Source organism: Methylobacterium indicum, assembly GCF_001043895.1.
Taxonomy (GTDB): domain Bacteria; phylum Pseudomonadota; class Alphaproteobacteria; order Rhizobiales; family Beijerinckiaceae; genus Methylobacterium; species Methylobacterium indicum.
In genome coordinates, this window is the sequence record NZ_JTHF01000240.1 from 1 (window position 1) to 10,512 (window position 10,512).

Here is a 10,512-nt window from a genome sequence, read left to right on the forward strand (position 1 = left end):
GGCGGGCGCCCGCCCCCATCCGGCGGATTGGACCGGGGGGCGCTGACAGCAGCTTGACTGTCCCGCGGCCAGGTCTTCCAACGGGCTCCGTAAGATCCTGGAGCTTCCCGATGAGCCAAGCCGTCTTCAGTCTCGCCCGCATCCTCGTCGTCGTGCTGTTCTGCGTCTCCGGCGCCCAGAAGCTGATGAACCCGGCCGGCGTCGTGGCGGCGGTCTCGGGCAAGGGGCTGCCCTACCCGCAGGTGCTGGCCTACCTCACCATCGCGGCCGAGCTGGGCCTGGGCCTGCTGATCGCGCTCGGCTTCTACGCCCGCGCGGCCTCGGTCCTGCTCGCGGTCTTCACCCTCGCGACGATCGTGGTCTTCCACAATTTCTGGTCGATGACGGGGGATGCCTTCCGGACGAACCAGATCCAGGCGATGAAGAACCTCTCGATCATCGGCGGCCTCCTGATGATCGCCGCCGCCGGGCCCGGCCGCTTCGCCCTCAACCGGCGCTGATCTCTCGCCTTTTCGTCCTCCCCCGTCTTTTCGTTCCTCGGCCCGCGCGCCGGAACGGCGCCGTGTCCGGCACGTTGACCGGCCCTGAAGGAGCGGATCGGCGACAGGGAACGGGTGGGACCATGGCCTCGCAGACAACGACGTCGGACGCGGCCTTCCGCAGCTTCGCCGAGGGAGCCGGGCTGATGATCTGGCGCGCCGACCGGCAGGCGCGCCTGATCTACGTCAACCCGGCCTGGACCGCGTTCCGCGGCCGCGCGGCGGAGGACGAGGTCGGTCACGGCTGGAAGGAGGGGCTGCATCCCGAGGACCGGGCCGATCACGAGGCCGCCCTGGCGGCGGCCTACGAGAGGCGGGCGCCCCACAGCGCCGAGTACCGCCTGCGCCGGCACGACGGCGCCTTCCGGTGGATGCACGGCCATGCCTACCCGCTGCACGAGGGCGAGACCTTCACGGGTTTCGCCGGGTCCTGCTTCGACATCACCGAGCGCAAGGAATCCGAAGCGCAGGCCGCCCGGGCGCTCTCCGAGCAGGAGGCCCTGCTCGCCGAGATCTATCACCGGGTGCGCAACAACCTGCAGGTCACGGTCAGCCTGATCGGCCTCTACGGCCGCGCGGCGCCGGCGCCCTGCCGCCCGGCCTTCGAGGCGCTCGGCCAGCGGGTGCGGGCGATCGCGCTCGTCCAGCAGCACCTGCACGAGGCGCCCCAGATCGCCAGCGTCGACCTCGCCGACTACCTGACGCGCCTCGCCGAGGGGTTGGGGCAGCTGCGCCGGGCCGGGCGGATCGCCGTCACGGTCGAGGCGGATCGCACGCTCCTCCTCGAGCCGCGCATCGTCAACGCGCTGGGGATGATCCTGGCCGAGATCGTCGCCGAATGCCTGGACGGTACCGGGGAAGGAGTCGCCTGCGTCACCCGGGTCGAGGTGCCGGCGGGCTCGCCGGACGAGCCGGTGCGGGTCCGCATCGCCTCGGGCGGGGTCGCCGGCGTGCCGCCGGACGGCGTGCCGCGGCTCGGCCCCCGCCTGATCGCCGCCTATGCCGGCCAGGCCGGGATCGCGGTCTCGGGCGGGGGCACCCAGGACTCGCCCCTCGACCTGACGCTGCCGGGCTGAACCCAGCCTCGGACGGGTCCCCGGTGGCGGGCGGGTCCCCGCCCGCCTATATGCCGGGTCTCCCCTTCTCCAGCGCGCCGTCAGGTCCCATGCTGCCGCCCATCGACGAGATCGTCTCCAACTTCGAGTTCCTGGACGAGTGGGACGACCGCCACCAGTACCTGATGGAACTCGGCCGCAAGCTGCCGCCCCTGCCGGACGAGGCCCACACCGAGGCCAACCGGGTGCGCGGCTGCGTCAGCCAGGTCTGGCTCGAGACGCGGGTCGACCGTTCCGGCCCCGAGCCGCGGCTGCACTTCCTCGGCGACAGCGACGCCCACATCACCAAGGGCGTGGTCGCCGTCCTGATCGCGTTCTTCGACGGCCGCACGGCGTCGGATGCCGCCCGGGCCGACGCCCTCGGCCTGTTCCAGACGCTCGGCCTCTCCGAGCACCTCACCGCGCAGCGCTCGAACGGCGCCCGGGCGATGATGGACCGCATCCGGGCGGACGCTCAAGGAGCGGCGGCGGCGGCGTGAGCGCCGCGCGCCCTTGCGGCGGCGCCCCCGGGACGGCACATCCGTGCCAGACGCCACCTCCCGGGGAGCCGCATGACCCTTCGCCTGAGCCCGCCCACCGCCGCGCCGACGGCGCCCGTCCGGCCCGTCACCGTCACGGTCCATGGCCGCGCGGTGACCGACCCCTATGCCTGGCTCAAGGCGGAGAACTGGAAGGACGTGCTGAAGGACCCCTCCGCCCTGCCGGCGGAGATCCGGGACCTGCTCGTCGCCGAGAATGCCTACGCGGAGGCTGCGCTCGCCGGCACCACGGCGCTGCGCGAGACCCTGGTCGCCGAGATGCGCGGGCGCATCCGCGAGGATGACGGCAGCGTGCCGGACCTCGACGGTCCCTTCGCCTACTACACCCGCTACCGCGAGGGCGGGCAGCATCCCCTGGTCTGCCGCCGCCCGGCCGACCGCGTGGCCCCCGGCCTCGTCGGCGACCTCGCCGGGGAGGGAGAAGAGATCCTGATCGACGGCGACCGGGAGGGGGAAGGGCACGCCTTCTTCAGCCTGGAGGACGCCACCCATTCCGACGACCACCGGCTGGTGGCCTGGAGCGCCGACACCAAGGGCTCCGAGCTCTACACCATCCGGGTCCGCGACCTCGCGACGGGCCAGGATCTCGAGGACCGGGTGCTCGCCACCACCGGCGACGTGGTGTGGAGCGGCGACGCCCGCGCCTTCTGGTACGTCGCCGTCGACGAGAACCACCGCCCCGCGACCGTGCGGCTGCACCGCCTCGGCACGCCGCAGAGCGACGACGAGACGGTCTACGAGGAGAGCGATTCCGGCTTCTTCGTCGGCATCGGCGAGACCCAGTCCGGCGCCTACCTGGTGGTGACGGCGAACGACCACGAGACCTCGGAGGTCCACCTCGCCGAGCGCGCCACGCCCTTCGCCCCCTTGCGGGTCGTGGCGAAGCGCGAACACAAGCTGATCTACTCGGTCGAGCATCGCGGCGACGAACTGTTCGTGCTGACCAACGCCGACGGCGCCGAGGACTTCAAGATCGCGGTGGCGCCGCTCGACGACCCGGCGAAGGCCAACTGGCGCGACCTGATCCCGCACCGCGCCGGGGTGATGATCCGGTTCCAGCACGTGCTCGCCCGCCACCTCGTGCGGCTCGAACTTGAGAACGCCCGGCCGCGCCTGATCGTGCGCGAAGCCGAGAGCGGCGTCGAGCACACCGTCGCCTTCGCCGAGGAGGCCTACTCGCTCGGCCTCTCGCCGGGCCACGCCTTCGACACCGACCTCGTCCGCTTCACCTACTCGTCGATGACGACGCCGGCGGAAACCTACGATTACCACGCGACGACCCGCGAGCGGACCTTGCGCAAGCGCCAGGACGTGCCGAGCGGCCACGACCCGGCGGCCTACGTGACGCGCCGTCTGTTCGCGACCGCGCCGGACGGAGAGCAGGTGCCGGTCTCGCTGCTGCACCGGCGCGACACACCCCTCGACGGGACCGCGCCGCTCCTCCTCTACGGCTACGGCTCCTACGGCTCGCTGATGTCGGCGGCCTTCCGCACCAACCCGCTGTCGCTCGTCGACCGCGGCTTCGTCTACGCCATCGCGCATGTCCGCGGCGGTACCGAGAAGGGCTGGCGCTGGTACCTCGACGGCAAGCGCGAGAAGAAGCCCAACACCTTCTCGGACTTCGTGGCGTCCGCCCGCGCGCTGATCGAGGCCCGCTACACGGGGGCGGGCCGCATCGTGGCGCATGGCGGCAGCGCCGGCGGCATGCTGATGGGGGCGGTGGCCAACCTCGCGCCCGAACTCTTCGCCGGCATCGTCGCCGACGTGCCCTTCGTCGACGTGCTCAACACCATGCTCGACGGCGAGCTGCCGCTCACCCCGCCGGAATGGCCCGAATGGGGCAACCCGGGCACGGACCTCCAGGCCTTCGAGACGATCCTGTCCTACTCGCCCTACGACAACGTGGCGGCCAAGACCTACCCGGCGATCCTGGCGCTCGGCGGCCTCACCGACCCGCGGGTGACCTACTGGGAGCCGGCGAAGTGGGTCGCGCGCCTGCGCGCCACCATGACCGGGGGCGGGCCGGTGCTCCTGCGCACCAACATGGAAGCCGGCCACGGCGGTGCCGCGGGCCGCTTCGACCGGCTGGAGGAGGTGGCGCTGATCTACGCCTTCGCGCTGGCGGCGGTGGGGGCGGAGGCCGCCGTTTGAGCTCCCGCACAGGAGCGGAAGACCCTCCCCCGCAGAGGGGGGAGGGGGCGGGCGTCGCGTCTCACGCCGCCCGCATCGAACCACCCGGCGCGCCCGTCCCGGCGTGCCGGCTGCGCAGCCGGAAGGCCAGGACCAGCATGAAGGCCCCGAAGGCGATGGCGTAGCCGCCCATCCAGTAGGTGAGGACCAGGAGCGACAGGGCCGGGCTCGCGATCAGGGCGACGGCGAACAGCACCGAGAGCACCCCGCCGATCGCCAGGAACCAGCGGCCGTGGTCGAGATGGAGCCGGAAGGCGGCGGCGATCATCAGGCCGCCGGTCACCAGGGCCCAGGCGGCGATCAGGTACACGAAGGCGACGAGCGCGCTGCCCGGCATCAGGAAGGCCAGCACGCCGACCAGGATGTTGATCGCACCCGCGGCCAGGAGATAGCCCCAGCGCTCGTGCCGCTCGGCCGCCCGCACCGCGGCGACGATCTCGGTGATCCCGTCGACCAGCATGTAGGCGGAGAAGAGGATCACCAGGGTCAGGAGCGTCGCGCCCGGCGCGATCAGGGCGACGATCCCGAACAGGATCGCGAAGACGCCGCGCAGGGCGATCAGCCACCAGTTGCGGGCCAGGACCGCGCTCATCGCATTGAGCCGCGCGAGCGGATCGGCGGCGCTGCCGTAAGGGGACGAAGCGCCGGGCGCGGTATTCGGAAGCGGGGCTGCAGTACTCATGCGATCATCCTCCGGTGCGATTTCCGGGGCGAGGGCCGTCGGGGCCGGGACTACGTGACGTGAACGTCGGGCGAGCGCGGCCGTTCCGCCCGGGCGCGGGCCGGCCCCGCGCGAAACGGTTCGCGGCCGGAATTCATCCCGCTCCCGCTCCGGCTTTTTTGCCGCAATGCGGAACCCACGCCGCTGCCCCTGCGTCTACCGAGCCGAGGCGGGCGCCTTGCCCGGCCCGCATTCGGGCCGTTGCGTGGAATTCACGACATGCTGGACGATCAGTCGCGGGCCGAGGGCCCGGTCGGGCGGGACGCGCCGGCGCCCGTCGCGACGCGAACGGATCCGGCGCGCGGAGCAGACCGGTCGCGCGGAGCGGATCCGGCGCGCGACGAGAACACCCGCGCCCTGCAGGAGAATACCCGTGCCCTGCGCGAGCACACGCCGCAGGACGAGGCGCAGGACAGGGAGGCCGAGAGCCGCAACGGCGAGCCATCGGACGGACAGGACGACGAGGGCGAGGAATCCGGCAAGAAGCCGGGCCTCGTCCGGCGCCACCCGCTCTGGTTCGTCCTCGGGGCGATCGTCCTGCTCCTCGCCGCGGCCGGCGGCTACTGGTACTGGCTGACCTACATCCACCCCTACGAGAGCACCGACGACGCCTTCGTCGATGCGCGCCAGTTCGCGGTCTCGCCCAAGGTCGCCGGCTACGTCACCGCCGTGCCGGTGACCGACAACCAGCACGTCGAGGCCGGCGCCGTGCTGTTCCAGATCGACAAGCGCGACTACGAGGTGGCGCTCCAGCAGGCGCGGGCGCAGGTCCAGTCGGCCCAGGCCCAGATCCAGGGCTTCGACGCCCAGATCCAGGCGCAGCAGGGATCGATCCAGGAGGCGAAGGCCCAGGTCGAGCAGGCCAAGGCTGCCCTGCAATTCGCCAAGCAGGACGCCGCCCGCTACCAGGACCTCGCCCAGCGCGGCGCCGGCTCGGTGCAGCAATCGCAGCAATCGACCTCGAACCTGCAGCAGCAGCAGGCCAATGTCGATCGCGCCAACGCTGCCGTGACGGTGGCCCAGCGCCAGATCGGCTCGCTCCAGGCCCAGAAGGCCGGCGCCGAGGCGAGCCTCGCCCAGGCCCGCGCCCAGGAGGCGCAGGCCCGGCTCAACCTCGAATACACGACCGTGACGACGGCTCAGGCCGGCCGGGTGGTGCGCCTTACGGGCGCCGTCGGGCAGTTCGCCCAGGCCGGCCAGGCGCTCAGCATGTTCGTGCCCGACGACATCTGGGTCACGGCGAACTTCAAGGAGACCCAGATCACCGACATGCGCCCGGGCCAGCCGGTCGACGTCGAGATCGACGCCTACCCGGACCACAAGATCACCGGCAAGGTCACCTCGGTGCAGCCCGGCTCGGGCACCGCCTTCAGCCTGCTGCCGGCCGAGAACGCGACCGGCAACTACGTCAAGGTGGTGCAGCGCGTGCCGGTGAAGATCACGGTCGACACCTGGCCGCAGGACGTCTCGATCGGCCCCGGCATGTCGGTCGTGCCGACGGTGCGGGTCCGCTGAGGGGCGGGCCGTGAGAAGAGTCTTGCCGTGAGAAGAGTCTTGCCGTGAGAAGAGTCTTGCCGTGAGGAAGGTCTCGCCGTGAGCGGTCAGAACCCCGCCGACAGCGCCGCCGGCGACCACAATCCCTGGATCATCGCCATGGTGGTGGCGCTCGCCACCTTCATGGAGGTGCTCGACACCACCATCGCCAACGTCGCGCTGCGCTACATCGCCGGCGGGCTGGCGGTCGGCCCCGACGAGGCGGCCTGGGTGGTGACGAGCTACCTCGTCGCCAACGCGATCGTGCTCACGGCCTCGAGCTTCCTCGCCAAGCGCTACGGGCGAAAGGCCTTCTTCCTGGCGGCGATCGCGCTGTTCACGGTGTCGTCGATCCTGTGCGGCTTCGCCTGGAGCCTCGAATCGCTGCTGTTCTTCCGGATCCTGCAGGGGCTCGGCGGCGGCGGCATGGCGCCGCTGGCGCAATCGATCCTGGCGGATTCCTTCCCGCCGGAGAAGCGGGGCCAGGCCTTCGCCCTCTACGGCGTCGCCATCGTGGTGGCGCCGGTGGTCGGCCCGACCCTCGGCGGCTGGCTCTCCGACCAGTATTCCTGGCACTGGTGCTTCCTCATCAACGCCCCCGTCGGCGTCGTCGCCCTGTTTCTGATCTGGTGGCTGGTCCAGGATCCGAAATCGGCGGTCGAGGAGCGCAAGCGCCTGCGCCGCGAGGGCGTGCGCTTCGACGTCGTCGGCTTCATCCTGGTGGCGACCTTCCTCGGCTCCCTCGAGGTCGTCCTCGACGAGGGCCAGCGCAAGGACTGGTTCGGCTCGACCCTGATCGTGGTCTTCGCCTGCCTGACCGTCGTGTCGTTCGTCGCGATGATCCCGTGGGAACTGAAGCACAAGAACCCGGTCGTCGACCTGCGGCTGCTCGGCCGGCGCCAGTTCGGCTCCTGCTTCCTCGTGATGCTCGCCACCGGCGCCATCCTGATCGCCACGACGCAGTTCCTGCCCCAGCTCCTGCAGGATTATTTCGGCTACACCGCCACCTGGGCCGGCCTGGCGCTCTCGCCCGGCGGTCTCGTCACCTGCGTGATGATGTTCGTGATCGGGCGCGTCTCGGGCTACGTCCAGCCGAAATACCTCATCGCGACCGGCGCCACCATCATCGCCTTCGCGATGTACGAGCTGACGAACCTCTACGGCGACCTCAATTTCGGATTCTTCGTGTGGTCGCGTGTCTATATCGGTCTCGGCCTGCCGATGATCTTCCTGTCGATCACCGCCGCCTCCTACGAGGGCATCTCCAAGGACCAGACCGACCAGGCCTCGGCCCTGATCAACGTCGCCCGCAACGTCGGCGGCTCGATGGGCGTGTCGCTCGCCCAGAACATCCTGGCCTACCGCCAGCAATTCCACACCAGCCGCCTCGTCGAGCACGTCGTGCCCTCGGAGCCCGCCTACCAGGAGACCCTGCGGGCGGCGACGCAGTTCTTCTCGACCCGCGGCGCCAGCACGGTGGACGCCCAGAACCAGGCGATCGCCTGGATCGGCCGGCAGGTCCAGACCCAGTCGGCCTTCCTCGCCTATATCGACGTGTTCTGGGCGCTCGCCATCGTGTCGGCCTGCGCGGTGCCGCTGGCGATGATCCTCAAGAACGTGAAGCGCGGCGGCGACGCCCCGGTGGGCGGACACTGACGACGTGGCACCAAGCGGATCGAAGCTCGTCGTCTACGCGGCGCTGGCCGGCAACCTCGCCATCGCGGTCACCAAGCTCGCGGCGGCGTCCTATACCGGCTCGGGGGCGATGTTCACGGAGGCCGTGCATTCCTTCGTCGATACCGGCAACCAGGGCCTCCTGCTCTACGGGATGCGCCGCGCCGCCCGGCCCGCCGACGACAGCCACAATTTCGGGCACGGGTTGGAGCTGTATTTCTGGTCCTTCGTCGTCGCGCTGCTGATCTTCACGCTCGGCGGCGCCTACGCGGTCTACGAGGGCGTGGAGAAGCTGCGCCATCCCGAGACGATGACGTCACCGTGGGTCAATGTCGGGGTGATCGTGCTCTCCGGCGTCTTCGAGGGGCTGTCGTTCCGCACCGCCCGGCGGGAGATGCGGGCGCGCTTTGCCCGCGAATCGCTCTGGACGGCGGTCACCCGCAGCAAGGACCCGAGCACCTTCGCGATCATCCTGGAGGACGGGGCGGCGCTGATCGGCCTCGGCCTGGCGCTTCTCGGCGTGGTCGCGAGCGGCTTTTTCGGCTGGCCGCAGGGCGACGGGGTCGCCTCGGTGGCGATCGGGCTGCTCCTGATCGCCACGGCGGGCGTGCTGTTTCGCGAGACCCGCAGCCTGCTCACCGGCGAGAGCGCCTCGCCGCGGGTGATCGAGCAGGCGCGGGCCATTCTCGCGGCCGATCCCCGGGTGGTGCGGATCGAGCGGATGCGCAGCCTGCAGCTCGGTCCCGGCACGGTGCTGCTCGCGGTCAGCCTCGATCTCGCACCGGACCTCACCGGCGACGGCCTGCGCCGCACCACCGCCGACCTGCGCGCCGCGATCCGCCACGGCCTGCCGGGCGTCGCGCACCTGTATTTCCAGTTGCCGGTGCGGGAGCGCGCGGCCGGTCACGGCACCGGTTAAAAAATCCTGAAGGAGGCTGGAACCGGCGCCCGTATCCCTCGTTATCGCAACGTCCCGGCGCGCGGGCCGTCCTTCCTTCGCGTCGTCCCCCTGGCCGCTTCGCTCACACAGAGGCCTCGGGGAGGGCCGGACCTACGGGAGTTGGCTCAATGCCGCCGGCGGGGCCTCGGTCGGACGGCGGGCATCGATCTGCTCCGCGATCGCCGAGACCGGTTGGTAGAGGTCGAGGCGCTGGTCGATCATGCCGTCGAGGCGATTATAGACCTCGGCGACCGTCAGGCTGCGCGTCTTCCGGCCCTCGCGGCGAAAAAAGAGAGAGCGGTTCGCCCGCGCGGCGGCCTTGAACGAGGCCTGCGCCGGCTGGTGCGGCTTCTCCGCCGTCAGCTCCATGAACCTGCCGGCACTCGCCGCGCCCAGGAAATGGGCGAAGTAGCATTCCGTCGTCGTCAGGTCGCGGCCGAGGCGCTGCTCCACGCGGCTGCGGTCGCGCTTCATCATCTCGCCGGCCATCAGGCTCGCCACGTAGGGGTCGCGCCGCAGGGCCAGCACCCGGCGCCGGTCGGCGTCCTTCAGCACCACCAGCGTCCCGCCGCGCTTCTCGATCAGCTCCGCCTCGGCCGCGTAGCCGTGCTTGGCGCCGAACGTCCGCACCAGTTCGAGCCAGGTGCCGGTCAGGAACTGGAAAAGCCCCTCGGCCGTCGAGGTCGCCGCGCGCACGCTCGGCTGGAAGGTCGATTCCTTGTCGGCGAGCGCCATCAGGTAGACCGGATCGACCTCGGTCTCGCGCGCCGCCCGCACGATGGTCTCGACCAGCGCCCGCGGCACCTTCTTGTCGCCGAAGATCACTCGGCCGTCCTCGGTCTCCTCGGGCAGGGCCGTCACTTCGGGGAGGGAGATATCGTCGAGCGGGGAGGGTGTGTCAGCCAGGGTGGCGGCCTGGGGCAGCGATGCATCCGACAAGGGGACCGCCTTTAGGGAGGCCTCTTGGATGGACTTCTCGTGGGCGGGCATGTCCTGGAGCGACGCCGTCCCGGTGCCGGGCGCGGCGTCGTCGGGGGCCGCCCCGCCCGGCGTCCCACCCCCCTGCACCTGCTCCCGCAACTCCTGGCGCAGGCGCTCGAGGTCGTCGCGAATCAGGGCCGCGGTGCTCGGGGTCTCCTCGACGAGGGTCGGGCCGCGCCAGTTCGGCATCGCGCCGCCCGACGGGGCGGGGGGACGGGCGGCGGAGAAGTCGATCCGGTCGTGGGCTTCCGCCGCCGGGGCGAGAGCGTCCTGCGGCAGG

Annotated in this window: 9 protein-coding genes; 7 read left to right on the forward strand and 2 right to left on the reverse strand. The window is 71.2% G+C overall.

What is annotated here, in order from left to right; all coding sequences use genetic code 11:
* Positions 1 to 110 precede the first annotated feature (110 nt).
* The 4 genes from QR78_RS25100 (at position 111) to QR78_RS25115 (ending at position 4,344) form a co-directional block, all read left to right on the forward strand.
* Entirely contained in the window at positions 111 to 500 is a 390-nt protein-coding gene (locus tag QR78_RS25100; RefSeq protein WP_048430325.1) for a DoxX family protein, read from the forward strand.
* A gap of 122 nt (positions 501 to 622) precedes the next feature.
* Complete coding sequence (locus QR78_RS25105) at positions 623 to 1,615, forward strand: sensor histidine kinase (protein WP_048430326.1); 993 nt, start codon at positions 623 to 625, stop codon at positions 1,613 to 1,615.
* Between the two features lie 89 nt (positions 1,616 to 1,704).
* Positions 1,705 to 2,133: a SufE family protein gene (locus QR78_RS25110; protein WP_048430327.1), complete on the forward strand. Its 429-nt coding sequence runs from the start codon at positions 1,705 to 1,707 to the stop codon at positions 2,131 to 2,133.
* Positions 2,134 to 2,205: 72 nt separating this feature from the next.
* Complete coding sequence (locus tag QR78_RS25115) at positions 2,206 to 4,344, forward strand: S9 family peptidase (protein WP_048430328.1); 2,139 nt, start codon at positions 2,206 to 2,208, stop codon at positions 4,342 to 4,344.
* A 61-nt stretch (positions 4,345 to 4,405) separates the two neighbouring features.
* Here QR78_RS25115 and QR78_RS25120 read toward each other — a convergent pair whose 3' ends face one another.
* A complete protein-coding gene (locus QR78_RS25120) occupies positions 4,406 to 5,065 on the reverse strand; it encodes an HdeD family acid-resistance protein (protein ID WP_048430329.1) in 660 nt (219 codons plus the stop codon).
* 258 nt (positions 5,066 to 5,323) lie between these two features.
* Between QR78_RS25120 and QR78_RS25125 the strand changes: the two genes are divergently transcribed.
* The 3 genes from QR78_RS25125 (at position 5,324) to QR78_RS25135 (ending at position 9,230) form a co-directional block, all read left to right on the forward strand.
* Positions 5,324 to 6,619 (forward strand): HlyD family secretion protein, encoded by a 1,296-nt coding sequence (locus QR78_RS25125; RefSeq protein WP_048430330.1) that lies wholly within the window; start codon positions 5,324 to 5,326, stop codon positions 6,617 to 6,619.
* 138 nt (positions 6,620 to 6,757) lie between these two features.
* The gene (locus QR78_RS25130) at positions 6,758 to 8,293 is read left to right on the forward strand and encodes a DHA2 family efflux MFS transporter permease subunit (protein WP_082172057.1); all 1,536 of its coding nucleotides are present in this window, start codon (positions 6,758 to 6,760) and stop codon (positions 8,291 to 8,293) included.
* A 4-nt stretch (positions 8,294 to 8,297) separates the two neighbouring features.
* Positions 8,298 to 9,230, forward strand: a complete 933-nt coding sequence (locus QR78_RS25135; protein WP_048430332.1) for a cation diffusion facilitator family transporter — start codon at positions 8,298 to 8,300, stop codon at positions 9,228 to 9,230.
* Between the two features lie 132 nt (positions 9,231 to 9,362).
* Here the strand turns inward: QR78_RS25135 and QR78_RS32100 are convergent.
* A partial coding sequence (locus tag QR78_RS32100) for a transglycosylase SLT domain-containing protein (RefSeq protein ID WP_048430333.1) occupies positions 9,363 to 10,512 on the reverse strand: 1,150 nt, incomplete at its 5' end.

Bases quoted from the DNA above. Each gene is read 5' to 3' on its own strand.
- QR78_RS25100 (WP_048430325.1), top strand. From the start codon at position 111: ATGAGCCAAGCCGTCTTCAGTCTCGCCCGCATCCTCGTCGTCGTGCTG.
- QR78_RS25105 (WP_048430326.1), top strand. From the start codon at position 623: ATGGCCTCGCAGACAACGACGTCGGACGCGGCCTTCCGCAGCTTCGCC.
- QR78_RS25110 (WP_048430327.1), top strand. From the start codon at position 1,705: ATGCTGCCGCCCATCGACGAGATCGTCTCCAACTTCGAGTTCCTGGAC.
- QR78_RS25115 (WP_048430328.1), top strand. From the start codon at position 2,206: ATGACCCTTCGCCTGAGCCCGCCCACCGCCGCGCCGACGGCGCCCGTC.
- QR78_RS25120 (WP_048430329.1), bottom strand. From the start codon at position 5,065: ATGAGTACTGCAGCCCCGCTTCCGAATACCGCGCCCGGCGCTTCGTCC.
- QR78_RS25125 (WP_048430330.1), top strand. From the start codon at position 5,324: ATGCTGGACGATCAGTCGCGGGCCGAGGGCCCGGTCGGGCGGGACGCG.
- QR78_RS25130 (WP_082172057.1), top strand. From the start codon at position 6,758: ATGGTGGTGGCGCTCGCCACCTTCATGGAGGTGCTCGACACCACCATC.